Source organism: Sphingomonas sp. (genome assembly GCF_036388435.1).
GTDB lineage: Bacteria > Pseudomonadota > Alphaproteobacteria > Sphingomonadales > Sphingomonadaceae > Sphingomonas.
Window position 1 is genome coordinate 13,034 of record NZ_DASVRV010000010.1, and the last position, 25,492, is coordinate 38,525.

29 protein-coding genes are annotated in these 25,492 nt (G+C 70.1%); 14 read left to right on the forward strand and 15 right to left on the reverse strand.

Annotated features, from left to right (window positions below; genetic code table 11):
• Window position 1 precedes the first annotated feature (1 nt).
• The 6 genes from VF592_RS02730 to VF592_RS02755 are packed head-to-tail and all read right to left on the reverse strand — an operon-like array spanning window position 2 to window position 6,348.
• Window positions 2–1,336, reverse strand: a complete 1,335-nt coding sequence (locus VF592_RS02730; RefSeq protein WP_331004067.1) for a FliI/YscN family ATPase — start codon at window positions 1,334–1,336, stop codon at window positions 2–4.
• Window positions 1,330–2,049 carry a FliH/SctL family protein gene (locus VF592_RS02735; protein ID WP_331004068.1) on the reverse strand — a complete coding sequence of 240 codons (720 nt, stop codon included), beginning with the start codon at window positions 2,047–2,049 and terminating at the stop codon, window positions 1,330–1,332. Before VF592_RS02735 ends, VF592_RS02730 begins: the two co-directional genes overlap by 7 nt.
• On the reverse strand, window positions 2,042–3,064 hold the full coding sequence (gene fliG, locus VF592_RS02740; protein WP_331004069.1) for a flagellar motor switch protein FliG: 1,023 nt from the start codon (window positions 3,062–3,064) through the stop codon (window positions 2,042–2,044). Before fliG ends, VF592_RS02735 begins: the two co-directional genes overlap by 8 nt.
• Window positions 3,061–4,728: a flagellar basal-body MS-ring/collar protein FliF gene (gene fliF / locus VF592_RS02745; protein WP_331004070.1), complete on the reverse strand. Its 1,668-nt coding sequence runs from the start codon at window positions 4,726–4,728 to the stop codon at window positions 3,061–3,063. The genes fliG and fliF overlap by 4 nt, the downstream gene beginning before the upstream one ends.
• A 1-nt stretch (window position 4,729) precedes the next feature.
• Window positions 4,730–5,077 carry a flagellar hook-basal body complex protein FliE gene (fliE, locus tag VF592_RS02750; RefSeq protein WP_331004071.1) on the reverse strand — a complete coding sequence of 116 codons (348 nt, stop codon included), beginning with the start codon at window positions 5,075–5,077 and terminating at the stop codon, window positions 4,730–4,732.
• A complete protein-coding gene (locus tag VF592_RS02755; protein ID WP_331004072.1) occupies window positions 5,074–6,348 on the reverse strand; it encodes a sigma-54 interaction domain-containing protein in 1,275 nt (424 codons plus the stop codon). Before VF592_RS02755 ends, fliE begins: the two co-directional genes overlap by 4 nt.
• 247 nt (window positions 6,349–6,595) lie before the next feature.
• Here VF592_RS02755 and VF592_RS02760 point away from each other — a divergent pair, with 247 nt between their 5' ends.
• Entirely contained in the window at window positions 6,596–7,429 is an 834-nt protein-coding gene (locus VF592_RS02760; protein WP_331004073.1) for a flagellin, read from the forward strand.
• Between the two features lie 340 nt (window positions 7,430–7,769).
• Here VF592_RS02760 and VF592_RS02765 read toward each other — a convergent pair whose 3' ends face one another.
• The 8 genes from VF592_RS02765 to VF592_RS02800 all read right to left on the reverse strand — a co-directional run bounded on the left by VF592_RS02765 (window position 7,770) and on the right by VF592_RS02800 (window position 13,844).
• Window positions 7,770–8,501 (reverse strand): sigma-70 family RNA polymerase sigma factor, encoded by a 732-nt coding sequence (locus VF592_RS02765; RefSeq protein WP_331004074.1) that lies wholly within the window; start codon window positions 8,499–8,501, stop codon window positions 7,770–7,772.
• Window positions 8,498–10,597 carry a flagellar biosynthesis protein FlhA gene (gene flhA, locus VF592_RS02770; RefSeq protein WP_331004075.1) on the reverse strand — a complete coding sequence of 700 codons (2,100 nt, stop codon included), beginning with the start codon at window positions 10,595–10,597 and terminating at the stop codon, window positions 8,498–8,500. The genes VF592_RS02765 and flhA overlap by 4 nt, the downstream gene beginning before the upstream one ends.
• 4 nt (window positions 10,598–10,601) lie before the next feature.
• Entirely contained in the window at window positions 10,602–11,444 is an 843-nt protein-coding gene (locus VF592_RS02775; RefSeq protein ID WP_331004076.1) for a lytic transglycosylase domain-containing protein, read from the reverse strand.
• Between the two features lie 40 nt (window positions 11,445–11,484).
• Window positions 11,485–11,796 (reverse strand): flagellar protein FlgN, encoded by a 312-nt coding sequence (locus VF592_RS02780; RefSeq protein ID WP_331004077.1) that lies wholly within the window; start codon window positions 11,794–11,796, stop codon window positions 11,485–11,487.
• Complete coding sequence (flgM, locus tag VF592_RS02785) at window positions 11,783–12,091, reverse strand: flagellar biosynthesis anti-sigma factor FlgM (protein ID WP_331004078.1); 309 nt, start codon at window positions 12,089–12,091, stop codon at window positions 11,783–11,785. The genes VF592_RS02780 and flgM overlap by 14 nt, the downstream gene beginning before the upstream one ends.
• Window positions 12,092–12,157: 66 nt before the next feature.
• On the reverse strand, window positions 12,158–12,691 hold the full coding sequence (locus tag VF592_RS02790) for a flagella basal body P-ring formation protein FlgA (RefSeq protein WP_331004079.1): 534 nt from the start codon (window positions 12,689–12,691) through the stop codon (window positions 12,158–12,160).
• 11 nt (window positions 12,692–12,702) lie between these two features.
• A complete protein-coding gene (locus VF592_RS02795; protein ID WP_331004080.1) occupies window positions 12,703–13,197 on the reverse strand; it encodes a hypothetical protein in 495 nt (164 codons plus the stop codon).
• Entirely contained in the window at window positions 13,194–13,844 is a 651-nt protein-coding gene (locus VF592_RS02800; protein ID WP_331004081.1) for a motility protein A, read from the reverse strand. Before VF592_RS02800 ends, VF592_RS02795 begins: the two co-directional genes overlap by 4 nt.
• Before the next feature lie 361 nt (window positions 13,845–14,205).
• Between VF592_RS02800 and VF592_RS02805 the strand changes: the two genes are divergently transcribed.
• The 13 genes from VF592_RS02805 to VF592_RS02865 all read left to right on the forward strand — a co-directional run bounded on the left by VF592_RS02805 (window position 14,206) and on the right by VF592_RS02865 (window position 24,945).
• Window positions 14,206–14,544, forward strand: coding sequence for a flagellar basal body rod protein FlgB (locus VF592_RS02805; protein ID WP_331004082.1), 339 nt, complete (start codon window positions 14,206–14,208; stop codon window positions 14,542–14,544).
• 1 nt (window position 14,545) lies between these two features.
• On the forward strand, window positions 14,546–14,962 hold the full coding sequence (gene flgC, locus VF592_RS02810) for a flagellar basal body rod protein FlgC (protein WP_331004083.1): 417 nt from the start codon (window positions 14,546–14,548) through the stop codon (window positions 14,960–14,962).
• A gap of 2 nt (window positions 14,963–14,964) precedes the next feature.
• Window positions 14,965–15,642 carry a flagellar hook assembly protein FlgD gene (locus tag VF592_RS02815; RefSeq protein WP_331004084.1) on the forward strand — a complete coding sequence of 226 codons (678 nt, stop codon included), beginning with the start codon at window positions 14,965–14,967 and terminating at the stop codon, window positions 15,640–15,642.
• 24 nt (window positions 15,643–15,666) lie between these two features.
• Window positions 15,667–16,932 (forward strand): flagellar hook protein FlgE, encoded by a 1,266-nt coding sequence (locus VF592_RS02820; protein WP_331004085.1) that lies wholly within the window; start codon window positions 15,667–15,669, stop codon window positions 16,930–16,932.
• Between the two features lie 23 nt (window positions 16,933–16,955).
• A complete protein-coding gene (gene flgF / locus VF592_RS02825) occupies window positions 16,956–17,705 on the forward strand; it encodes a flagellar basal-body rod protein FlgF (RefSeq protein ID WP_331004086.1) in 750 nt (249 codons plus the stop codon).
• 12 nt (window positions 17,706–17,717) lie between these two features.
• The gene (gene flgG, locus VF592_RS02830; RefSeq protein WP_331004087.1) at window positions 17,718–18,506 is read left to right on the forward strand and encodes a flagellar basal-body rod protein FlgG; all 789 of its coding nucleotides are present in this window, start codon (window positions 17,718–17,720) and stop codon (window positions 18,504–18,506) included.
• Window positions 18,506–19,192, forward strand: a complete 687-nt coding sequence (locus VF592_RS02835; protein ID WP_331004088.1) for a flagellar basal body L-ring protein FlgH — start codon at window positions 18,506–18,508, stop codon at window positions 19,190–19,192. The genes flgG and VF592_RS02835 overlap by 1 nt, the downstream gene beginning before the upstream one ends.
• A gap of 8 nt (window positions 19,193–19,200) precedes the next feature.
• On the forward strand, window positions 19,201–20,295 hold the full coding sequence (locus VF592_RS02840; protein ID WP_331004089.1) for a flagellar basal body P-ring protein FlgI: 1,095 nt from the start codon (window positions 19,201–19,203) through the stop codon (window positions 20,293–20,295).
• Window positions 20,292–20,597 carry a rod-binding protein gene (locus VF592_RS02845; RefSeq protein WP_331004090.1) on the forward strand — a complete coding sequence of 102 codons (306 nt, stop codon included), beginning with the start codon at window positions 20,292–20,294 and terminating at the stop codon, window positions 20,595–20,597. Before VF592_RS02840 ends, VF592_RS02845 begins: the two co-directional genes overlap by 4 nt.
• Window positions 20,594–21,934 carry a flagellar hook-associated protein FlgK gene (gene flgK, locus VF592_RS02850; protein ID WP_331004091.1) on the forward strand — a complete coding sequence of 447 codons (1,341 nt, stop codon included), beginning with the start codon at window positions 20,594–20,596 and terminating at the stop codon, window positions 21,932–21,934. The genes VF592_RS02845 and flgK overlap by 4 nt, the downstream gene beginning before the upstream one ends.
• 6 nt (window positions 21,935–21,940) lie before the next feature.
• Window positions 21,941–22,834 (forward strand): flagellin, encoded by an 894-nt coding sequence (locus tag VF592_RS02855; RefSeq protein WP_331004092.1) that lies wholly within the window; start codon window positions 21,941–21,943, stop codon window positions 22,832–22,834.
• 97 nt (window positions 22,835–22,931) lie between these two features.
• The gene (gene motA / locus VF592_RS02860; RefSeq protein ID WP_331004093.1) at window positions 22,932–23,795 is read left to right on the forward strand and encodes a flagellar motor stator protein MotA; all 864 of its coding nucleotides are present in this window, start codon (window positions 22,932–22,934) and stop codon (window positions 23,793–23,795) included.
• Between the two features lie 247 nt (window positions 23,796–24,042).
• The gene (locus tag VF592_RS02865; protein ID WP_331004094.1) at window positions 24,043–24,945 is read left to right on the forward strand and encodes a flagellar motor protein MotB; all 903 of its coding nucleotides are present in this window, start codon (window positions 24,043–24,045) and stop codon (window positions 24,943–24,945) included.
• Between the two features lie 33 nt (window positions 24,946–24,978).
• Here the strand turns inward: VF592_RS02865 and VF592_RS02870 are convergent, their stop codons facing one another.
• Window positions 24,979–25,488, reverse strand: coding sequence for a MucR family transcriptional regulator (locus tag VF592_RS02870; protein ID WP_331004095.1), 510 nt, complete (start codon window positions 25,486–25,488; stop codon window positions 24,979–24,981).
• Window positions 25,489–25,492 lie beyond the last annotated feature (4 nt).

Genomic DNA, 25,492 nt, shown 5'->3' on the forward strand with positions numbered 1-25,492 from the left:
GTCAGCCGGGCTCGCCGAACACGCCCGTCAGCTCGGCGGTGGCATCGGCCAGCGACACGATCTCGTCGGCGTCCTGGCGGATGAATTCGGTGATGGCGGGGTGATAGGCGATGGCGGCGTCGATCGCGGGATCGGCGCCCGCCCGATAGGCACCCATCAGCACCAGGTCGCGATTCTCCTCATAGGTCGACAGATGCCGCCGAAGCGTCCGCGCCGCCATCTGATGCGGGCGGTCGACGATGTCGGTCATGACGCGGCTCACCGAGGGCCCGATGTCGATGGCGGGATAGACGCCGCGCTCCGCCATCGCGCGGCTGAGCACGATATGGCCGTCGAGGATCGAGCGCGCGGCGTCGACCACGGGGTCGTTGCCGTCGTCACCGTCGGCCAGCACGGTGTAGATGGCGGTGATCGACCCGCCGCTGAGCCGACAGCTTCCCGCGCGTTCGATGAGGTTGGGGAGCATCGCGATCGCGGAGGGCGGATAGCCGCGCGCCGAGGCTGGCTCGCCCAGCGCCAGCCCGATCTCGCGCCCCGCATGGGCGACGCGGGTGAGCGAGTCCATGATCAGCAGCACGCGCCTGCCTTCCGCGCGAAAGGCTTCGGCGATGGCGGTGGCGCGCAACGCGCCGCGGATGCGGAGCACGGGGGAATGGTTGGCGGGAACCGCGACGACCACCGACCGCGCGCGGGCCGCGCCGGCGACCTTGGTCTCCAGGAAGTCGGCGACCTCGCGGCTGCGCTCGCCGATCAGGCCGATGACGACCACGTCCGCCTGCGCCGCGCGCACCATCATGCCCAGCAGCACCGACTTGCCGACGCCCGACCCCGCCATGATGCCGACACGCTGACCCTGGCCCAGCGTCAACAGGCCGTTTATCGCGCGGACGCCGACATCCATCGGCTCGAGCACGCGGCCCCGGTCGAGCGGCGATTGCAGGCGGCCCGCCAGCGGCCAGCGCCCGGCGCCGCGGATGGGGCCGAGCCCGTCGATCGGCTTGCCCGCCCCGTCGACGACACGGCCGAGCAAGGCCGCCCCGACCTCCGCCTCACCCGGCGGGCCGATCGGGCGCACCGGCGCGCGCGGCAGCAGCGCGGCCGGGCCGCCCAGGTTCATCAGAAGCGTGCGGCCGTCCCGAAAACCGATCACCTCCGCATCGATCCCGGTCTCGCCGGGGCCGCCGATGCGGCAGACGGTGCCGACCGGCAGCGTCAGCCCGACCGCTTCCATCAGCAGCCCGTCGAACGAGGCGAGGCGGCCCGTCACCACCGGCGCGGGGGAGAAGTCGGTGGAGCCCAGCGCTCCCAGATAGTTGCCGGTGAAATCGGTCAGCATGAAGCGGGTACGGGAACGCGGTCGATCGCGCGGGCAAGCTGTTCGAGCCAGAGTTCCGGCCCATCCTCGACGATCGTCGACGCGGATTCGAGCACGAAGCTGCCGCGCGTCAGGGCGGCATCGCCCGCCGCGAAGATCGTGTTGGGCAGCCTGCCCTCGAGCAGGGCGACGTCGTCCGGGTGGACGCGCAGCAGCCCCGATTCGCTAGCGTCCGCCAGCAGTTCGGCGGCGGCGGCGACGCGCCCGGCCAGAAGATCGGGCGACACGCCGACCTCGCCGACAAGGCGCGACAGCAGAAGCATCACCGTCTGGCGCAAGCGGTCGGCCATCGCCGCGCGGTCGATCCGACCCGCGTCGCCGAGCGTCGCGGCGATGTCGGCGAGCAGCGCATGATCGCGCGCGAACAGGTCGGACGCGTTCGCGGTCGCCGCGGCGAGACCCTCGGCATAGCCGTCGGCGCGCGCGGCCTCGACGGGATCGATGCCGACCGGCTCCTCCGCGATCGTCGGGTCGAGCGGGTCCCAGCCCTCGGTCGGATTGCTGGTCCGGTCCGCCGGCGAGAAATGCCTTGGACCGCCTTGTGGTCGGAAATGCACCGGCTCCGGCCTTCCGGGCGCGCTGGGGGCGAAGCCGGGCACCGGCGCCATGGCCCGCGCGATCCGTTCGGGCGGGGCGGCATGACGCGCGGCGAAGCCCGCAATGAAATCAGACATAATCGTCCTCGCTCGCGCCCATCTGGATGGTGCCGTCCTTGGCGAGGCTGCGCGCGATCTGGATCATCGCCTTTTGCGCGTCGAGCACCTCGGCCAGCTTCATCGGCCCGCGCGCTTCCATCTCGTCGCGGATACCGTCGGCGGCGCGCGCCGACATGCAGCCCAGGAAGCGGGCACGGACGGCCTCGTCCACGCCCTTGAGCGCGCGCGTCAGTATCTCGCCATCGACGTTGCGGATCAGCGTGCCCAGATTCTTGTCGTCGAGTTCGAGCAGGTTCTCGAAGACGAACATCGCCTCCTCGATCTGCTTGGCAACGTCCTTGTCCAGCTTGAACAGCTTGGGCATGACGCGCTGCTCGGTCGCCTTGCGCGCGCCCGACAGGATCTTGGCGGCCTCGCGCGCGCCGCCGAGCGACACGCCTCCCGAACGCCCGGCCGATCCGGTGCGGTTGGCGAGCATCGTCTTCAGCGTCTCGACCGCTTCGGGCGTGATCGGGCCCAGCCGCGCGATGCGGTGGAGGATGTCGGGCTGCATCGCGTCGGGCAGGCGTTCGAGCACCTGGCCGCCGACCGCGGGATCGAGATTGGCGATCAGCACCGCGGCGATCTGCGGATGCTCCTTCTCCACCATCGCCGCGATCTCGGGCGCGTCGAGCCAGTCGAGCAGTTCCAGCTCGCACGCCGCCTCGGGCGGGGTGATCCGGGCCAGCACGCTGCTCGCCTTTTCGGGGCCGAGCGCGATGTTCATCACCGCCTCGATCCTGGGGCGCGGGTCGAAGCTGATCGAATTGCGGTCGCGCGCGCGGCCGACGAAATCGTCGAGCACGTCGTCGACCTCCTGCTCGGAGACATCGGCGACCGCGAACATCGCGCTGCCCAGCGAGCGGACCTCGTCCGGGTCGAGCTTCTGGAGGATGGCGGCGGCCTCGGCCTCGCCGACGAGCATCATCAGCACGGCGGCGCGTTCGACGCCGGTATAGGTGCGGGCGGCGGGAATGGGGGCGGGAACGCTCACGACTTGGCTTCCGCCTTGATCATGTCGCGTACCGCCAGGGCCGCACGGGCGGGATTGTCGCGGGTGAAGCCGCGCACCGCGCCGATGCGGTCGTCGAAATTGCGGCTGGCGTCGATCTGGTCGAGCCCGACCGGCGGCTGGACGGAGAGGCCGGGTGTGCCGTCCTCGTCCGCGCCGATCGCCGGGGCGGCTTCGATGCCGGGGGTCGCGTCGGCGCGTGTCTTCATCAGCGCGCGGGCCAGCGGGCGGACGCCGAGCAGGAGCACGAGCAGCGCGATGACGATCGCCGTCAGGTTGCGCGCGACCATCGGGAACCAGGCCGCGTCATACCAGGGCGCGGCCTCGTCGATGGTGTTGGCGGCGGCGAACTTGCGGCTGATCACGGTGACATTGTCGTTGCGCCCGGCGTCGAAGCCGACCGCGCTCTTCACCAGGTCGCTGATCTGGGCGATCTCCGCGCCGGTGCGGCGGCCCTTTTCGGGGTCGCGCAGCAGCACCGCGACCGACAGCCGCTTCACCCCGCCGGGCGCGGCGCGCGTGACGGAAACCGAGCGGTCGAGGTCGTAGGCGCGCTGATAGGCGTCGGACTGCTTCATCGGGTCGGGGGCCGGACCGCCCGCGACGGCCTGGGGCGTGGGAACGCCGGTCGCGGGCTGGGGCGCCTGGAGCGTGCTGGCGGGGGGCGGGGTGTTCGACAGCGCGCCCGGAATGCCGCCGGGCGCGGTCGTCGTCTGCTGGTTGCCGGTCCAGTTGCCCGTCTCGGCGCGCAACGCGCCCTGCTTTTCATAGCTTTCGCGCGTCGCCTGGGTCTCGTCGAGGTCGACGACGGCCTGGATTTCCGCGGTGAAGTTGCCGGCGCCGACCAGGGGCGTCAGCAACTGCTGGAGCTGCTGGCGATATTTGTCCTCGACGCGGCGCTGAAACTCGATCCGCTGGTCGCCGCCGGCATTGGCGTTGACGCCGCCCGACTTGGACAGCAGCCCGCCGAGCTGGTCGACCACCGTGACGTCATCGGGCTTCATGCCGGGCACCGAGGAGGCGACGAGGTTGACGATCGAATTGATCTGCGCGTCCGACAGCGCCCGGCCCGCCTGGAGCTTGACGATGACGGAGGCGGACGGCTTGGCCGTGTCGCGCACGAATACGCTGGCCTCCGCCATCGCCAGGTGGACGCGCGCCTCGGCGACGGCGTCGATCTCCTGGATGGAGCGGGCGAGCTCCGTCTCGCGCGCCTGGCGCAGGCGTTCGCCCTCCACCGCGCGGCTGACGCCCATCGGCAGCTGGTCGAGGATCGCATAGCCGCCGGGCGCCGCCTTGGGCAGGCCCTGGCCCGCCAGCAGAATGCGCGCGCGGCTGTAATCGTCCTCGGGTACGGTCAGCGCGCCGGTGGCGTCGTCGATCGCGGCGGGGATGTTCGCCTGGTCGAGCGCGGCGGTGACGGCGGCCTTGTCGGCGTCGGGCAGCGACGGGAACAGCGTCTTTTGCGGCGGGGTCGACAGCGTCGCCCAGGCGAGCGCGGCCGCGCCGACCAGCCCGACCGCGAGCGCGGCGGGGCCGGCGCGACGGACGGCGGGTTGCGCCATCAGCCCACGCAGCTGTTGCAAGGGGTTGGCGAACCGTTCGGGAACGGCGGCCGGCGAAAGGGGGGTGAGCGCGTTCGCCATGTCAGACCGGCATGCTCATGATGTCCTTGTACGCGGCCAGCAGCTTGTTCCTGACCTGCAACGTCGCCTCGAACCCGACCGAGGCTTCCTGGCGGGCGAGCATCACCTTGGCGATGTCGACCGTTTCGCCGCGTTCATAGGATTCGGACAGAGCGGAGGCGCGCTGCTGCCCCTCGTTGACGCCCTTGATCGCCTGGTCGAAGGTGCTCGCGAAGCTCGTCGGTTCGGTCGCGGCGGGTGTGGCGGCGGCGGACGCGCCCGCCCGCGACAGGGCGGCGTTGCGCTCCAGGATCTGCGCGCGGAGCGCCATCACCCGGTCGACGCCCATGGGTCCCGTGATCGCGGTCATGCCGCACCCGCCCGGACATGGCCCGACCCGATATCTTCACCCTGTTCGCGCGCCTTGGCCAGACGGTAGCGGAGCGTGCGTTCCGAAATGCCCAGCCGGCGCGCGGTCTCGATCCGGCTGCCGTTGCACGCGGCGAGCGTGTCGCGGATCGCGGCGAATTCGCTCATCTGGACGACCTGGCCCAGGGTGGAGGATTCGTCGGACCGCTGGTTCGGCGATGCCGATCCGGCGGCCGGCCGGTCGAACAGGATGTGCGACGCATCGATCCGGTCGCCGCCCGCGAAGAGCAATGCGCGCTGGATGACGTTCTCCAGCTCGCGGACATTGCCGGGCCAGTCATGATCGCGCAGCAGCTCGATCGCGTCGCCGGTCGGCCAGGGCACGACATCGCGATTGCCGGCATGGCGCAGGATCATCGTCGCGGCGAGCGCGGGGATGTCGGCCGGACGCTCTGCGAGCGGCTTGGTCGTCAGCGGGAACACCGACAGCCGGTAATAGAGATCGGCGCGGAACCGCCCCGCCGCGACTTCGGCCTGGAGGTCGCGGTTGGCGCAGGCGACGACCCGCACGTCGATGGGGACGGGGGTCACCGCGCCGAGCGGCACCACCTCGCGTTCCTGCAACGCGCGCAGCAGCTTGGCCTGAAGCGTGACCGGCATCTCGGCGATCTCGTCGAGCAGCAGCGTGCCGCCGTCCGCCGCGCGGAAAAAGCCTTCGCCGCCCGAGCTCGCGCCGGTGAACGCGCCCTTCTGGTGACCGAACAGCATCGCCTCCAGCATCGCCTCGGGCAGCGCGGCGCAGTTGATCGCGACAAAGGGCCCGTTCCGGCGCGACGACCCGTTGTGGATCGCGCGGGCCATCACTTCCTTGCCGGTGCCGGTCGGGCCGTTGATCAACACGGTGATATCGGCGGCCGCGACCCGTTCGGCCAGCGCGAACAGCGCCAGGCTTTCCGGATCGGCGGCGGTCGGGGTCTCGGGTCCGGCGACCAGCGCGCGGACGAAAGCGTTGCCGATCTCGGCGGCGTCGGCGGAATAGGTGACGCGCGCGGGCGCACCGTCGCGCGCGGGACGGATCGACGGGGCGCCCTCGCCGATGATCACCGTGCGCGCGGCCAATGGCGGCACCTCGCCCTCGGCGATCAGGAACAGGTCGCCCCCTTTGGGCTGCGCCTTCTCGAAGCTGCCCAGCGCGAACCCGGCGGTGCGCAGCGCGGACAGGAGCGGATAGCGGCGCGCCGTGATGGCGGCGGACGGGAACAGCGAACGCATGGTGGAAAACCCCCTGTGACGACCCTCGAATGCACCGACGCTGGTAAACGGAGGGTAAATCCTGGCCGGCAGCGGCAGATATTTTCCGGGCACGCGGCCCCCGCATGCGCGTGTCCCGCGCGCGCGAGGCGAATTCCCCGATTTCGCCCCTAAAGCTTCGCGGCGTTCGGCCGTTTTCCCACTTGGCGGCTCGGCCCCCCGCTGATTGGGGGCGGGCGGGGAGCGCCGTTGCAGATGGAGATTTCACATGACCGTTATCGGAACCAACACCGCCGCCACCCGCGCCGCCAACGCGTCGCGCACCGCCAATATGGGGCTGCAGACCGCGATGGAGCGTCTGTCGACCGGCAAGCGCATCAACTCCGCCAAAGACGATGCGGCGGGCCTCGCCATCGCGTCCTCGATGACCGCGCAGATCCGCGGCATGGGTCAGGCGATCCGCAACGCGAATGACGGCATCAGCCTGGCGCAGACCGCCGAAGGCGCGCTGGGCGAAGTGTCCAACATGCTGCAGCGCGTCCGGGAGCTGGCCATCCAGTCCAAGAGCGAAACCTATGACGCCGCCGACCGCACCAACATGCAGCTCGAGGTGACGGAGCTCACGAGCCAGATCGACTCGATCCTGACCGACACCAAGTTCAACGGCGTGGGGCTGTTCAACAAGACGGCGGTAGCGACCGTGACGGCCGACAATTTCGACATTCAGGTCGGGCCGCAGTCCGCCAACACGGTGACGATCCCCAAGGTCCAGGTGGACGCGACCAACCTGAGCGCCACCGGCCTGGACGTGACGGACACGACCAAGTCCGGCACCACGCTCACCAACGTCGATGCCGGCCTGGCCGCGGTGAACAAGGCGCGCGCAACGCTGGGCGCGTCGCAGAACCGCCTCAACTCGGTGGTCAACAACCTGACCTCCAACTCGACCAACCTGACCGACGCGCGCAGCCGCATCGAGGACACCGATTATTCGACGGAGACCGCGATGCTCGCCAAGTCGCAGATCCTGAGCCAGGCCTCGACCGCGATGCTCGCCCAGGCGAACCAGAGCCAGCAGAGCGTCCTGAAGCTCCTGGGCTGATCCCACGCCGCGAGGCGCCGGCACCGCCCCCGAACTGGTGGCGGCGCCGGGTCGGCGGGCCCAGCCTTCGGGCGACGGTCAAGAGAACCCCGGCGGCTCGTACCGAGCCGCCGGGGTTCTTCGCATGGGGCGGGAGGCGCCGGCCCGGACGGGTCGGGTGCACGACCGACACGGTCTCCGCCGTCGCACGATCGTTCGCCGATCGCCCGGGCAGGCGAGGAGAACACCGACTGCGCGGGCGTAGATTCGTCGCAGGTGGCGAAGCGCCGCCGGTCTGGGCGCGCGCGATCTCGCACCGCCCGTGAACGCGGCGGGATCGGGTCGGAAATCGCCCGCGCGGTTAGGTGGAGAGCGCGGCCCGGAGCCGGTCGTGCGCCGACTTCTTGATCTGGCAGACGCGCGCGGCGCCGACGCCCAATGTCTGGCCGATCTCCTCCAGGTTCAATTCCTCGACATGGTAGAGCTGGATCACCAGCGCCTCGCGTTCGGGGAGGGCCGCGATCGCCGCGATCAGCGCGTCGCGCTCGCGGCCGTCCGCTAGCGCCTCGAACGCGTCGGGTTCGCCGCTGGCGAACCAGGGCAGGTCGTCGGCATAGACCTCGTCGATCGACTCGATCCTGACCGCCTCGGCCGTCAGATAGTCGGTGCGCAGCTTGTCCGGGGTGACGCCCAGCCGCTCGGCGGTCTCGCGCTCGCTCGGCGCGCGGCCGAGTTCGACGGTGAGTTCGCTCATCGTGCGCGCGAGGTCGCGGCGGCGGCGCATCGCGCCCCGGCTGTTGGTGGCGTGGCGGCGCAACTCGTCGATCATGGCGCCGCGCAGGCGCGTGGCGAGATATTGCCTGAACTCGGGTCCGGTGCGGACCTCGGCGCCGCGCAAGGCCTCGACCAGCGCGAGCAGGCCGACCTGGACCAGGTCCTCGATGTCGACCGACGTGCTCATCGCGCCGTGGACGTGCCAGGCGAGGCGGCGCACGAGCGGCAGATGCTCGCGGATCGCGGCGTCGCCGCCCTTGCTCGGCCGATAGGTGACGGGCTGGGCGTCGGCGAAGGAACCGGGGTTGTGGAAACTCATGCGGGCAGGGCCTGGGGTTGAAAGTGGCCGGCTTGCGCCGGTTGGGAGGCGCCGATCACCGCGACGACCTCGACCGCCTTGTCCTCGGGCACCTCGAAGAAGGACAGGACGGGGGTGTCGGGGAGACAGGTCTTGACCAGTTTGCGGATGGCGATGCGGATCGCGGGCTGGACCACGAGCGCGAAGGGCTTGGCCTCGGCGATCAGCGGCTGCGCCGCGCGCGTGATCGCGTCGACGATGCGGCGGCCCAGATCGGGCTCGATCACATGGCGACCCGACGTGTCGGCGCGCGCCGCCTGGCCGAGCAGCCCTTCGAGCTGACCTTCCAGCGTCATGACGCGCAGCGGCTCGCGCACGCCGCACAGTTTCTGGACGATCAGCGAGCCGAGATCGGGGCGGATCAGCTCGACGATATCCTCTGCGTGCGGGCTTTTCTGCGCGGCGATGCTGATCGCCGACGCGATGCGGCGGAATTCCCGGAGCGAGATCCCCTCGGCCAGCAGCCCGCGCAGGATCTGGGTCAGCGTGGTGAGGGCGAGTGGCTGGGGCGTCAGCGACGCCACGACCTGCGGGTTGCGCTCCTTCAGGCCGTCGAGCAGCGCCTGGACCTCGTCGGGACCGAGCAGGTCGGCGGCGTTCTGGCCGAGCGCGTGGTTGAGGTGCGTCGCCACCACCGTGCCCGGATCCACGACCAGAAAGCCCGCGCCGGTCGCGGCGTCGGCATCGCCCGGCGCGATCCACGTCGCGTCGAGTCCGAAGGTCGGGTCCTTGGCGGTCTTGCCCCGGAGCGAGCCGACCGCCTGGCCGGTGTCGAGCGCCAGCATCTCGTCGGGGGATACCTGGTCCTCGCCGACGACGACGCCGCCGACGACGAGGCGGTAGGTGTAGGGGGCGAGGTTGATGTCGTCGACGACGCGCACCTGCGGCACGACAAAGCCGAGTTCCTTGGACAATTGACGCCGGACGCCGGTGATGCGGCCCATCAGGGGGGCACCTTTCCGCTCATCGACCAGCGGCACCAGGCCATAGCCGATATCGAGCCGCACCAGCATCCCGTCGGACACGTCCTCATAGCCGATGCGCGACTGGTCGGCAGGTTCGACGGCCGCGACCGGGGCCGGCGGAGGCGGGCGACGCTCGATCTGGTGCAGCTTCCAGGCGGCGAAGCCGGCGACGGCCGCGCCCGACAGCAGCAGCAGGTGGGGCATGCCGGGCATGACGCCGAGCAGCGTCAGGATGCCGGCGACGGGCGTCCAGGTGCGCGGCGAGCCGAACTGGCTGCCGATCTGGCCGGCCAGATCCTTGTCCGACGACACGCGCGTCACGATCGCGGCGGCGGCGATCGACAGCATCAGCGCGGGGAGCTGCGCGACCAGCGCGTCGCCGATCGCGAGCAGGATATAGGCGCGCGCCGCCTCGGCGATCGTCAGGCCGTGGCTGACCGGACCCAGGATCAGGCCGCCGATGACGTTGGCGGCGAGGATCAGCATCGCGGCGACGGCGTCGCCTTTCACGAACTTGGACGAACCGTCCATCGATCCGTAGAAATCGGCTTCGGTCGTCACCTCGACGCGGCGTGCCTTGGCCTCGTCGGGGGTGAGGAGGCCGGCGTTCAGATCGGCGTCGATCGCCATCTGTTTGCCGGGCAGCGCGTCCAGGGTGAAGCGCGCGGAAACCTCCGACACGCGACCGGCGCCCTTGGTGACGACGATCAGGTTGATGATCATCAGGATCGCGAAGACGAAGATGCCGACGACATAGTCGCCGCCGATCAGGAAATTTCCGAACGCCTCGATCACATGGCCCGCCGCCGCCTCGCCCTCATGCCCGTGCACCAGCACGATGCGGGTGGAGGCGACGTTCAGGCCGAGCCGGAACAGCGTGGTGAACAGCAGCACCGTCGGAAAGGCGGAGAAGTCGAGCGGCTTGCGCGCGTTCAGCGCCACCATCAGCACCGCGAGGCTGATCGCGATGTTGGTGACGAAGAAGATGTCGAGCAAAGCCGCCGGGATCGGCACGACCATGATGACGACGAGGAGCAGAATCGCGAGCGGCAGGACCGCGCCGCGCGCGCCGGGCAGGAATTTCGCCAGCATGCGCTTAGGCTCCCATGCTCGCGAGCATCATATAGGCGAGGCGCGCGGTGTCGGGGGTGGGGCGCATCAGGCTGGCAGCGGCGGGGGCGCGGGGCCGGCCGAAGCGGCCGAGCGTCGCGTCGGCCCAGGCGAGCGCGTCGGTCGTGCTTTCCGCCCCCGTCACGACGGTGCCGCCGTCCAGGTCGAGCGCCTGGGCGGCATAGCCGACGGCCGGAAGCGTCCCGCTCGCGCCCGCCGCGCCGCCGTCGAGCTTGGCGGCGAAGCGTTCGTAGATCTGGGTGAGCGAGCGGGGGCTACCCGCGCGGTCGTAGAAGACGTTCCGGTTGGCGCGCGCGGCGGACGGAAACAGCGCCGCGCCGTTGGCGTCCGGGTCGCTCTGCATCTTCGACAGGAATTTCGACGCGCCGCCGAGCCCCAGGAAATGGGCCATATACAGGTCGGTGCCGGTGGCGGCGCGGCCGAGCTTGCCCTCCAGCGAGGCCTTGTTGTCGCCGGCATGTTCGGCGGCCATCAGCGAGGCGGCGGCGGGATCGTTGCGCAAGGCCAGGATCGCCTGGCGCGTGCCGGGGTCGCTCACGCCCAACCGGCCATTGGCACCGCGGCCTATGCTGTCGGCGGCCCAGCCGAGGCCGTGCTCGCTCCCATGCTTCTTGACGACGGCGAGCCAGCTTTGTTCGATGAACTGGTACAGGCCGGTCGCGGACGAGGTACCCGCGCGCGCGCTGGGGTCGAGCCCCGATTCCAGCTTGGCCTGGCCGAGCAGATAATCGAAGTCGATCCCCGTCCGGCTGCTCGCAAGCGCGATGGCGGACTGGACGCGGTTGGCGGTGATGGCGTTGACGGTCATGCTGACGGAACATCAGCAAGGGCCGTGCCAACAGCCGCGCTCAGGCGTAGGCGCTGACCAGCGGACGGTAGCCCGAGCCCGCATCGCCGGTCAGCGTTTGCAGGCGGCGGCGGACATTTGCCGCCATCAGGTTCACATAGATCCGGCACGTCTCGTTCAAACGGTTCGCCTCGTCGGCGAGTTCGCGCAGCTCGGAGCCGGCGGGGCCGGTGCCGGCGGCGGCGATCGCCTCGATCCCGGCGAGCTTGGTCGCGGTGGCGCGTTCGAGCGCGTGGACATCGTTGACCTTGAGCGCCGCGATCTCGTCGTGGAGCGCATCGATCACCTGCAACAGGGCATCACGCCTGGTCATTGCCGTTCCAGTTCAGCTTGAACGCGAGCAGTCGGTCGGCGACCGTCGCCGGCGAAATCGGGAAGGTGCCGTTGGCGATCGCCTGGCGGATCCGCGACACGCGGTCGGCATCCACCGGCGGCGCGCTCGCCAGATCGCGGGCGACCTGGCGCAGACCGGTCGTCGGCGCCGCGAGCCCGGCATCGGGCACGGCGCGCTTGGGCGTTTCGATCGCTCGGGCCACGCCCACGCGTTCGATGCGCCCGATGCTTCGTTCCCCGACCGTGAAGGGCTTGCCGCCCACCGAATCCACCATGTCCGCCCCCTCTGGTTCGACGCTGACCCATGGGGAAACGGCAGGAACGGCCCAAACTTAAATCGGTCAATCGGCCCAGCCCGGCAGGGTCGCCCGGCCGGGCTCCACCGCGACCGCCTGGACGGGCGCGCGGGTGTCGGCGACGCGGACCAGGAAGCGTGCCCCCGGGGCGGCGTCGGCCATGGCGATGCCCTCGCGCGCGATCGAAAAGCCGGGCGAGCCCGCTTCGATCACGACGGGGTCGCCCCGCCGGATGACCGGCATCGGCCGGGCATCCGCGCGGCCGGCGACCGTCGGTCGTTCGACGACCCGGGCGGCTCCCGTCACCGGCACGGATCGCTTCACGGGTACGAAGATGCGCCAGTCGGGGCCCGAACAGGCGACCACCACCGCGTCCTGGGCGGGGGTGCGCCACGACAAAGCGACCATCGGACAGGTCGCCAGTCTGAGACGCGGATCGACGGGGGTGCGCGCACCGCCCTCCTCGCCCGCGCCGTGCCCGGTGAAGCCCGCGACCGCGCGGTCGAGCGTGGCGGTGTTCTGGAAGCCGGCCGCCGCCAAGGGCGCGGCGAGCAGCAGGAGCGGGACGGCTCGGATCATCAGGAACTCCATCATGGCCGCTCGCCGACAAAGGCGAGCGTCGCGGTCGCGGTGCGGCCGCCGGGCAGGGGATCGGTGGCGATGCGCAGCCGCGCGGGGCCGACCAGCGGCGCGAGCAGCACCGCGGCGGCGCGCGCGCGGTCGGCGGCGAGCAGGGCGGCGCTGCCGGTCGCGGCGTCGACATCGCGGGCGGTGCCGTCGGTCGCGCCGGTGACGGTGAAGCCGACCCGCGGATCGCGGGCGGCGTCGGTCGCCCAGCCGACCAGCGCGCGCGGGTCGCCCGGCGCGGCCGAGCCGGGAGCGAACCCGATCGCGGTCGAGGCGAGCGGGATGGGCGGCGCTGCCTGCGCGCCGAACGCTTCGCGCAGGCCCTGCGTGAGCGCGTCGCGCTTCGGCGGCGCGGTGGCGTGGATCAGCACCAGGAAACCGATCAGCAGCAAGGCGAGATCGGCCAGCGTCATCAGCCAGACCGGGCGCGGCGGCACGAAGGCGGGAAAGTCGGTCACGCGACGCTCGCCAGGGTGCGCGCGGGCGCCTCGCGCGCGGCGAGCGCGGCGAGCGGGGCCTGCAGCCGGGTGCGCTCGAACGCCTCTACCCGTGCGGCGGCGCGCAGGCGGGCGGCGACGGGGCCGGCGACGAGATTGGCGAGGAGCGCGCCATAGAGCGTGGCGAGCAGCGCCACCGCCATCGCGCCGCTGATCGCGGCGGGATCGTCCATCGCCTGGAACATCCGCGCCAGACCGATCAGCGTACCGATCATGCCCATGGCGGGGGCGGCCTCGGCGGCCTGGGCCCAGCATTCGGCGGCGCCGAGATGCCGTTCGACCCGCGCCCGGCGGCGTTCCGTGAGGAGAAGGGTGACGCTCGCCGCATCGACGCCGTCGACGATCGCGGCGAGCGCGGCGGCCACGTCCGGGTCGGCGATCACCGACCGGTCGAGGGCGAGAACGCCGTGACGCCGGGCGATGCGGCCCTGCGCGGCGATCTGGTCGAGGAGCGGCGCGGCGTCGAAGGGCGCGCGCGCGAGGGTGCGCAGGGCAGCGATCGCCCGGCACAGCGCGGCGCGCGGCGTTCGCAGCACCGATGCGAGCACCGTGCCGCCCAGGACCAGGGCAAGCGCGGTGAGGTCGAGGAATTGGGCGAGCGCTGGCATCGGGGAACCGGATGCAAGGGGTGGGCCAAGTGAGTGCGCGTCTTCTCCCTTCCCCGGACAGGAAGGGGTCGGGGGTGGGTGGACGTGAAACCGTGGGTTCGGCAAGTTCCACCCTCCGCCCGTGGATCGGCGGTGACCAGGTACCGCGCATTCCGTCCACCCACCCCCAGCCCCTCCCTGTCCAGGGAAGGAAGTGGCGATCGTCGGCCAGTGTTCCGGCAAGCTGCCGTCCGTCCGGCAAGCGCTTGCCGCGTGCCGCCGGTCGCAACCCGTCCCGCACGCCATGATCGCCACTGGGATCGCAACTGGCACACCCCTTGCGAGAACCCCGTCGCGCAATGGGGCGTGATGGAGGCCGGCAATGGCTGGTGACGGTTTGTTCGGGGTACATGGTGCGGCGCTCCGGGTTCGTTCGGAACGGATGGGCGTGCTGGCGTCGAACATCGCCAACGCGTCCACGCCGAACTTCAAGGCGCGCGACGTCGATTTCCAGCTGGCGCTTTCCAGCATGGAGGGCGGGGCCACCATGGCCGACGCGGTGCGATACCGCGTACCCACCCAGCCTTCGATGGACGGCAACACGGTGGAGCTGTCGGCCGAACAGACCGCCTTCGCCGAGAACGCGGTCCAGTATCAGACGACGCTCGCCTTTCTCAACGGGCGCATCGCGACGCTCACCCGCGCGCTCAAGGGAGAATAGAGTGGACCGTCCGCTATCCATATTCCAGGTCGCGGGGCGCGCCATGTCGGCGCAGCTCGTGCGGATGAACACCACCGCGTCGAACCTGGCCAATGCCGGCGGCGTCGCGGGAAGCGAGGAAGCCGCGTACCGCACCATGAAGCCGGTGTTCCGCACCAGCTTCGACAAGGCGTCGGGCGCGTCGGGGCTGGCGACGGTCGACGTGGAGCGCATCATGACCGCGGGCGAGGCGCCGACCCGGCGTTATGATCCGTCCAATCCGCTGGCGGACAAGGACGGCAACGTGTTCGACGCGGCGGTCGACGAGACGCGCGAGCTGGTCGACATGATGGAGACCGCGCGTTCGTACCAGAACAATGTCGAGGTGATGCAGACCGCCAAGTCGCTCATCATCGACACGCTCAAGCTGGGACGCTGATCATGGCGACTTCCTTCGACGCCACCGTCCGCAACCTGGGCATCGGCACGCCGACCACCGGCCCCGTCGTCAAGGCGGCGGGCAGCCAGTCGCTGGGGCAGAACGACTTCCTCAAGCTGCTGACCGCGCAGCTCAAGAACCAGGACCCGTTCGAGCCGGTCGACAATACCCAGATGGTCGCGCAGATGGCGCAATTCTCGTCGCTGGCGGGCATCAGCGAGATGGGCACCACGCTGAAGTCGATCGCCGACCGGCTGGGCGGGACGACGAGCGCCGAGGCGCTGGGCTATGTCGGACGCACCGTGCTGACCGAGGGCGCGACCGCCTATGGACGCAGCACGGGCGGGATCGAGGGCGCGGTCGAGCTGGACGGCGCGGCCACCGACGTGACCGTGACCCTGTCGAGCGTCGACGGCCAGGTACTGAAAACGCTTCGGCTCGGCAAGCAGCCCGCCGGCACCGCGAGCTTCGACTGGGACGGCAGGACCGATGCGGGCGGCGACGCCGGCGCGGGGCCGTTCACCGTCACCGCGCAGGCGTCGGGCGCGAAGGGCGAGGTAACCGCGCGCACGCTCGTCTGGGCGCCCGTCCAGACCGTTTCGATGAACGCCGGCTCGCCCGTCCTCGACGTGGCCGGCCTGGGTCCCATTCCCGTCACCGCCGTCCGCAAGGTCGGCTGATTCCCTTTCCGCAGGAGTAACCCCATGTCCTTCTACACGTCGCTGTCCGGCCTTCAGGCTTCGCAGACCGAGATGTCGACCATCTCGCACAACCTCGCCAACGTCGCGACCAGCGGGTTCAAGAAATCGCGCACCGATTTCGCCGACGTGATCGCGTCCAACCTGTCGACCGATCCGCGCAAGATGATCGGGTCGGGCGCGGTGGTGAAGGCCAATCGCCAGCAGTTCAGCCAGGGCAATCTGACCTCCACGTCCAAGGCGCTCGACCTCGCCGTGTCGGGCGACGGCTTCTTCGCGGTCAAGACGGGATCGGTGACGGGCGCGCTCGCCTATACGCGCAACGGCGCCTTTTCGGTCGATACCAGCCGCTATATCGTCGACGCGCAGGGTTCCTATCTTCAGGCCTATCCGGTCGATGCGAGCGGGATCGTGACGGCGACCGGGTCGGACGGGCTGATCGCGGTCCAGATTCCCGAGGTGAACGGCGTGCCGATCGCGACCAGCAACGTGGCGCTGGGGATCAACCTGTCGGACGCCGCGGCGGTGCCGACGACGGCGTTCAACCGCACCAACACCTCGACGTACAACAACTCCACCACCTCGACGATCTACGACGCGGCGGGCAACGCGATGACGCTGACCAACTATTACGTCCGCAACGACGACAGCGCGCGCACCGACGGGGCGAGCACCTGGTCGGTGCACAGTTTCGTCGGCGACAAGCAGCTGGAGGTGGGCGGCGCGACGACGCCGATCCAGCTCCAGTTCAACGCGGCCGGCGCGCTGACCGCGCCGGGCGCGGCGACCGCCTTCGACCCGTTCACGCCCAAGGGATCGGTGGCCGCGCAGCCGCTGTCGATCAACTATGCGGGCTCCACGCAGAGCGCATCGGCCTTTGCGGTGGCGGCGCGCAGCCAGGACGGCGCCACGGTGGGCGAGTTCACCAGCGTGGTGGTCGACAAGGTCGGGCTGATCTCCGCCACCTTCTCCGACGGCACGACCCTGCCGCTGGGCAAGGTGGCGATCGCCGGCTTCACCACGCCCGAAGGGCTGCGCCAGAACGGCAACAGCTATTGGACCTCGTCGGGCGTGTCGGGGATGGCGCTGCTGTCGAGCGCCGGCAGCGACGGGCTGGGGTCGCTCATGTCGGGCACGATCGAGGGATCGAACGTCGACATCACGGAGGAACTGGTCGGGCTGATCGCGGCGCAGCGCAATTTCCAGGCGAACGCCAAGGCGCTCGATACCGCGTCGCAGATCTCGCAGACCATCTTCAACATCCGTGGCTGATCTGAACGGGCGGGGCCGATAAGATGGACAAGCTGGTCTACACCGCGGCGACGGGCCTGCGCGCGCACATGGCGGCGCAGGCGTCGATCGCCAACAACATGGCCAATGTGTCGACCACCGGCTTTCGCGCCGACCGCGTCGTGTTCGACCGGATCGAACTGAAAGGCGGCGGATCGCGGCTGGAGGCGCGGATGCCGACCAGCGAGGAGGTCACCGATGCCGACCGCTCGCCCGGCGCCATCCAGCAGACCAACCGGCCGCTCGACGTGGCGATGACGGGCGAGGCCTGGCTGGCGGTGCAGGCGGGCGACGGGTCGGAGGCGTATACGCGGCGCGGGGACCTGAGCGTCGCCGCGTCGGGGGTGCTGCAGACGGGCGACGGCTTTCCGGTGATGGGGGGGAGCGGGCCGATCACCCTGCCGCCCGCCGACCGGATATCGATCGCCGCCGACGGCACGATCTCGATCGTCCCCCAGGGCGGCGATCCCAACGCGCCGCAGGTGATCGACCGGCTGAAGCTGGCGAGCACCAAGGGGTCGGACACCGTCAAGGGGCTCGACAACCTGCTCCGCGTGCGGGGCGGGGGCGTGCTGCCCGACGACATGGACGCCAAGGTCCAGACCGGCGCGCTGGAGGGATCGAACGTCAACATGACCCAGGCGCTGGTCGACATGATCGAGAACCAGCGCAGCTACGAAGTGCAGGCCAACCTCCTGAAGGAAGCCCGCACCATGGACGAAAGCGGCGCATCGCTGATGCGCCTGCCGGGTTAAGGACCAAAGCACATGACCTCCGCCGCCATGCATATCGCCCGCACCGGGCTCGACGCGCAGGACACCCGGATGCGGGTGATCTCGAACAACCTCGCCAACGTGAACACCACCGGGTTCAAGCGCGACCGCGCGGCGTTCGAGACGCTCGCCTATCAGGTGGTGACCTCGCCCGGCGCCCCGTCGACCAGCGAGACGCGCTACGCCACCGGGCTGAACCTGGGGACGGGCGTCCGCGTCCAGGGCACGGCGCGGATCGACACCCAGGGGTCGATGCAGACGACCGGCAACAGCCTGGATCTGGCGCTGGACGGCGACGGCTATTTCCAGGTGCAGCTGCCCGGCGGGCAGCTGGGCTATACGCGGGCGGGTAACTTCTCGCGCAGCCCCGAAGGGCTGCTGGTGACGAGCGAGGGCTATCAGGTGCAGCCGGGGATCACCGTGCCCGAGGGCGCGACCGCGATCACCATCGGCACCGACGGCACCGTGTCGGCGACGGTGGCCGGGCAGACCGAGGCGTCGGAGCTGGGGCAGATCCAGGTCGCCAGCTTCGCCAATGGCGCCGGGCTGCAACCGGCGGGCGACAATTACCTGACGGAGACGGCGGCGAGCGGCGCGGCCAATCTGGGCGTGGCCGGGCTGGAGGGGCGCGGGCGCGTCCGCCAGGGGATGCTGGAAGCCTCCAACGTCAACGTCGTCGAGGAGCTGGTCGACATGATCGAGACCCAGCGCGCGTACGAGGTCAATTCCAAGATGATCTCCGCGACCGACGACATGCTCAAATATGTGAACCAGAACCTGTGATGGGCCCCAAGACACCCATCGGCGTCGCGCTGGTCGCGCTCGCCGGCCTGGCGACGGCGCCGGGCACCGCCGGGGCGCAGCTATTCGGGCGCGGGAAGCCGGCCGAGGATTATTCCGCCGCCCGGCCGATGGCGCCGGTGCCGGTCGCGGCGACGGGGTCGATCTTCCAGGCGGCGGACGGCTATGCCGCGCTGCACGAGGGCTGGCGCGCGCGGCGGGTCGGCGATCCGCTGACGATCGTGCTCGTGGAGCGGACGGCGGCGACCAAGTCGGCCGGGTCGAAGCTCGACTCGGACGGCGGGTTCGGCATCGCGCCGCCGACGACGGGACCCTTGTCGCTGTTCGATCCCAGCGACGTGAAGATCGGCGGCAACCGCAACTTCAACGGCGCCGGGCAGACCAACCAGGCCAATTCGCTGTCGGGGGAGGTTTCGGTGACGGTCGCCGAGGTCTATCCCAACGGCACCATGCTGGTGCGCGGCGAGAAGCGCGTCACCCTGAACCGCGGCGACGAGTTCGTGCGGATCAAGGGCGTGGTGCGGATGGCGGACGTGGACGCGAACAACCGCGTCGCCTCCACCCGCGTCGCCGATGCGCGGATCAGCTATACCGGCAAGGGCGATGTCGCGCGCGCCGGACGCCAGGGCTGGCTGAGCCGTTTCTTCCAGGTCGTGAGCCCCTTTTGAGGATCGTCATGCTTCGCTTCTTCCTCACCCTTTTCGCCACCCTCACGATCGCCGCGCCCGCGCAGGCGGACCGGATCAAGGATCTGGGCGCGTTCCAGGGCATCCGCTCGAACCAGCTCACCGGCTACGGCGTCGTCGTCGGGCTGCCCGGCACGGGCGACGACAATCTGGAATATACGGTGCAGTCGCTGAAAGCCGTCGCGTCGCGCTTCGGCTTGCAGCTGCCGCCCGGCGTCAATCCGGGAATGAAGAACGCCGCCGTGGTGATGATCACCGCCGAGCTGCCGCCCTTCGCCAAGCCGGGGCAGAAGCTGGACATCACCGTCGCGTCGATGGGCAAGGCCAAGTCGCTTCGCGGCGGCAGCCTGATCCTGACGCCGCTCCTGGGCGCGGACAACCAGGTCTATGCGATGGCGCAGGGCAATCTGGCGGTCGGCGGACTGGGCGCCGAGGGCGCGGACGGGTCCAAGATCGTCGTCAACATTCCCTCCAGCGGCCGCATTCCCGAGGGCGCGACCGTGGAGCGCGCGGTGGCGACGGGGTTCGACCAGTCGGCCGGGCTGACCTTCAATCTCCAGCGCGCCGACTTCACGACGGCGCAGAATGTCGCGGGCGCGATCAACCAAGTGCTCGGCGCCGGCGCGGCGCAGGCGATCGACGCGGTGTCGGTGCAGGTGCGCGCCGCCGGCGGCGCGCATAACCGCGCCACGCTGATGGCGCGGATCGAGAATCTCGACGTGGTCGCGGCCGAACCCTCGGCCAAGGTCATCGTCAATGCGCGCACGGGCACGGTGGTCATCAATTCGGCGGTGCGCGTCGGCCCGGCGGCGGTCAGTCACGGCAAGCTGACGGTGCGCATCGACGAGGCCCAGCGCGTCGTCCAGCCCGAGGCGCTGAGCAACGGCGAGACCGCGGTCGAGCAGCGATCGAGCGTCAGCGTCGAGGAGGAGAAGAAGCCGATGTTCCTGCTGAACCCCGGTCCCAAGCTGGCCGATGTGGTGAAGGCGGTGAACGCGATCGGCGCGAGCCCGGCCGATCTGGTCGCGATCCTCGAAGCACTGAAACAGGCGGGCGCGCTCAAGGCGGAGTTGATCATCCTATGACCGCGATCACCGGCATCTCGAGCGACACGACGCGGCTCGCTTCGGCCGACAATCTGAAAAAGGCGGGCGACAAGTTCGAATCGGTGTTCACGGGGATGATGCTGGGGGCGATGCGCAAGGCGTCGCTCGCCGACACCTTGTTCGAGTCCAAGGCGCTGGACACGTTTCGCGACATGCAGGACCAGCGGATCGCGGAAAGTATGGCCGAGCACGCGCCGATCGGCATCGGCAAGGCGATGACGGCATTTCTCAGCCGGTCGCAACCCGATCTTAACGGATCGTCCCCCATTAAGGTGGAATGAGCGACCTCCTGTCCATCGGCGCATCGGGCGTCCGCGCCTATCAGACCGCGCTGACGACGGTGTCGGAGAACATCGCCAATACCGGGGTCGAAGGCTATTCGCGCCGCCAGGTCGCGCTGCGCGAGGTGCAGGTCACCGGCGGGCTCGCATCGGGCGGGATGACCAACGGTCTGGGCGTCAGCGCGGCCGGGATCGTCCGGTCGAGCGACGTCTATGCCGGCGAGGCGGTGCGCGCGGCCGCGTCCGACGTCTCGCGCACCGAGGTTGGCGCCAAATGGCTCGACGGCATCGAGGACGCGCTGACCGGCGACCGGCTGTCCGAGCGGTTGACGGGTTTCTTCGCGTCCAGCCGCGCGCTGGGCGCAGAACCCGCGTCGAGCGCGCTGCGCGCCGGGATGCTGGGTGCGGCCGAGTCGGCGGCGGCGGCGTTCACCGCCACGGGCCGCGCGGTCGACCAGGTCGCGGCCGATCTCGACACCAACGCCAATCAGTCGGCGCGCGACCTGACCCAGCTCGCGGGCACGCTCGCCAAGATAAATCTGGGGCTGGGGCGCACGCAGCGCGACACCGCCGCCGCGGCGCAGCTGTCCGATCAGCGCGATCAGGTGCTCGAACAGATGAGCGCGCTGATCGACCTGAAGGCGAATTTCGACGCCTATGGCCGCGCGACCGTGCGGCTGGGCGGGCGGAACGGCCCGGTGATGGTCGACGCGGCGCGGTCGGGCCAGCTCAGCTATGCACGCGCGGGCGGGGCGGTGGCGCTGACGCTGTCCTTTGGCGGCGAGGGCGGGGTGGTCGATCCCCAGGGCGGGGCATTGGCGGGCATCGTCGACGCCGCGCAACGCATCAACGACACGCGCCGTCAGCTGGACGCGGTCGCCACGCGCTTCGCCACCGACGTGAACGGCGTCCAGGCGGCGGGCCAGGACGTGAACGGCGTCGCCGGCCGCCCGATCTTCGCCGCGAACGGATCGCCGACCGAACTCGGCGTCGCGATGACCGATCCCAGCGGCATCGCCGCGGCCGGCGTCGGCGGGGGACCGCGCGACGGCACCAACCTGAACAGGTTCGAGGCGCTCCGCACCGCGACGGGCGCCGAAGCTTCGGCGACCGCGCTCGTCACCGACAATGCGACCGCGCTGCGTCAGCGCCTGGCGATCGCCGACGCGCAGGGCGCGATCCGCGACGGCGCGGTGACGGCGCGCGCCAGCCTGTCGGGCGTCGACCTGGACAACGAGGCGGTCGACCTGCTGCGGTTCCAGCAGGCCTATCAGGCGTCGAGCCGCGTGATCCAGGTCGCGCGCGAGACCTTCAATTCGATCCTCGAGATCAGGTAAGCCACCATGCAGGTTCCGACCACGCTCTTCTATGACGGCCTGTCCAAGCGGATGAGCGGGCTGAACGCGCGCGCGACCGAGCTGCAGACGCAGATCGCGACGGGCAAGAAGCTCAAGGCGCCCTCCGACGACGCGGTCGCGTCGCAGCAGCTCGCCGAATTCAAGCGCCGCGACGCCGATGCCGGGGTCTATGGCCGCAACATGACCGTCGCCGGCGCGCTGCTGAAGCAGACCGACTCGACGCTCGACGCGATCACCTTGCAGATCCAGCGCGCGATCGTACTGACCACCCAGGCGGGTAACGGCACGCTCACGCCCGAAAGTCGCGCGGTGATCGGCACCGAACTGGCCGCGATCGTCGACCAGCTCGTGGAATTGGGCAACAGCAAGGATATACGGGGCGAGCCGCTGTTCGGCAGCGCCGACGGCACCAAGGCCGTGCAGCGCGCGCCCGATGGCAGTTTCTCGTTCGTCGCGACCAAGGTGTCCGACATCCCCGTCGGCGACGGCCAGACGGTGCAGGCGACCGAGAGCGCGTCGCGCGTGTTCGAATTCGGGGGGACCAACATCCTCGCCGTCCTGTCCACGCTCGCCACCGCGCTCCAGTCCGGCACGGGCGGCGCGGGCGTCGCGTCGGACGCGCTGGACGAGCTGAACGCCGCCGACGACCAGGTGAACCTGGTCCGCACGTCGGTGGGCGCGCGCGCGGCGCGGATCGAGCTCGGCCAGGCGGTGCTCGTCGAGACCAACACGGACCGCGAGGAGCTTCGCTCCGCGCTGGAGGACACGGACGTGACCGCGGCGATCACCGAGCTGCAGAAGACGCTGACCGTGCTCCAGGCGACGCAGGCGAGCTTCACCAAGATGACCAGCCTGTCGCTGTTCAACTATCTGCGCTGACGGCCGTCCGCGCCGGCAGGATCGGGCCGCCCGGTAACGGCTTCTCCACCAATCGCGCTTACCAATAGCGACAAGCGTTTGGGGGAAGTTCCGCACCATGTTTCCGGCAATCGGCCTCGTCGTCCTCATCGCCATGGTGTTCGGCGGATTCGCCATCACCGGCGGCGCGCTGGGCCCCGTGCTCCACGCGCTCCCGCACGAGATGCTCATCATCGGCGGGGCGGCGGCGGGCGCGCTCATCATCGGCAATTCGGGCGCCGAGCTGAAGGCCATGGGCGGCGGCCTGGGCAAGGTGTTCAAGGGCCCGCGTTGGAAGAAGCAGGACTTTCTGGACGTCATCTTCCTGGTGTCGAAGCTGATGAAGATGCTGCGCACCGAGGGTCCGATCGCGCTAGAACCGCATGTCGAGGATCCGAAATCCTCCGCCGTGTTCGCCGAATATCCCCGCCTCCAGGCCGACCATACCCTGGTGAACCTGATCGCCGACACGCTGCGGCTGGTGGTGGTGTCGTCGGGCACGCTCGACGTCCATGCGGTCGAGGACGTGATGGACAACGCCATCAAGACCCATCACCACGAGGTCGAGGGACCGCACACCACCTTGTCGAGTCTGGCGGACGCGCTCCCGGCCTTGGGCATCGTCGCCGCCGTGCTGGGCGTGGTGAAGACCATGGGGTCGATCGACCAGCCGCCGGCCGTGCTGGGCGGGATGATCGGGTCGGCGCTGGTCGGCACCTTTCTGGGCGTGCTCCTGGCTTACGGCATCGTGTCGCCGCTGGCGTCGCGACTGAAGCAGGTGATCGACGCCGACGCGGCCATTTACGGCGTGGTCAAGCAGATCATCATCGCCTCGCTCCACGGCCATCCGCAGCCGCTGGTGATCGAGGCGGCGCGCTCGGGCATCAAGCACAAGAACCAGCCGGGTTTCGCCGAGGTGTTTGACGGGCTTAGGGGACGGTGATTGTGTTCACGCGAAGGCGCGAAGGCGCGAAGAAGGTGGGTCCGCGCGGCGGCGCGGAGACGCGGAGGAGGAGATGCGCGCTGGGCGATGCCCGCCGCGTCAGCGGCTTCGACCGTTCGGCGGTCGGGGCGATGAAGGCCGCCTCGCGGCAGGCCCTCTTCTCCGTGTCTCCGCGCCGCCGCGCGATCCGACTTTCTTCCCTTCGCGCCTTGGCGGCTTCGCATGAACCGATCGAGGTCGCGCGCTGATGGCCGCGCGCGCGCCGCACGGCTCGAACCAGCCGCCCAGGATCATCTACAAGAAGGTCTATATCGAAGGCCATGGCGGCCATCATGGCGGCGCGTGGAAGGTCGCCTATGCCGATTTCGTGACCGCGATGATGGCGTTCTTCCTGCTCATGTGGCTGCTCGGCGCCACCGACGAGAAGTCGCGCAAGGGCATCGCCGACTATTTCGCGCCGACCCTCGTCAGCTCCGCATCGAAGGGCATGGGGGGCACCGGCCCGGCGGGCGGCGAGTCGCTGGTGAGCCAGAACACGCTGGGCCCCAAAGCGGGCCAGTCCTTCATGCAGGCGATGATCCAGCCCGTCCCCAATGGCGGCGGCCCGAAATCGGGCACCGGCGACAAGGGATCGCTCCGCAATCCCAAGGTCGCGGCCGAGGATCAGCGCAATTTCGAGGCGATGCGCAAACAGGTCGAGGCGCGGATCCGCGAGAGCGGGACGATGGCCAAGCTCGCCAAGAACATCCGCTTCGTCATGACGCAGCAGGGGATGCGGATCGACCTGATCGACGACGCCGATTATTCGATGTTCGACCTGGGCACGACCGCGCTGGAGGGACGGGCGTCGGAGCTGATCGGCACCATCGCCGCCGCGATCCGCGGCACCGGCAACCCGGTGATGATCCGCGGCCATACCGACAGCGTGCCGTTCGGCGATCCGCGGGCGATGAACAACTGGACGCTGTCGTCGGGACGGGCGGAGGCGACGCGCCGCCGGCTGGCGCTGGGCGGCATCCCGGAAGCGCGGTTCGAGCGGATCGAGGGCGTCGCCGACCGCGAGCCGATCATCCGCGACGTGCCCGGCGACCCGCGCAACCGGCGCGTCGCGATCACCTTACTGTACCGCAAGGGCGCGTTCGGAAGCTGAGGCGCCGTCCCGGGAACGGCGCCTCGGGGTCGGTCACTCGGCCGGGGCGGCCTTGCGGCGGCCGCGCGGGGCGGGGGCCGCATCGCTGGCGGCAGCGGGCGCGTCTTCGGTCGGGGTGCGCGTCGACTTGCGGCCCAGGCCGATCTGCTTCGCCATGGCGCGGCGCGATTCCGAATAGGCTTCGGCGACCATCGGATAGTCGGGCTTGAGGCCGAAGCGCTCGCGATATTGTTCCGGCGTCAGGCCATTGGTCGCGAGATGGCGACGCAACGTCTTGTAAGGCTTGCCGTCGATCATCGAAATGATGTGCTCGCGCGATGCGAGCGACTTGCGGGCGCTGACGGCGGGCGTGTATTCGGCCTGCGGCTCGGGCGCGGGCGCATCGGCCGCACCGGCGGTGAGTTCGGACACGGTTTCATGCATCCGGCGCAGGAACGAGGGCACCTCGTCGGCGGAGATGCGGGTATTGGGATTGCCGAGCCAAGCGATCGTGAGTTCGGTTGCGAGTTCGAGCGCATTGGTATCGGCGATATCTTCGGACATGAAA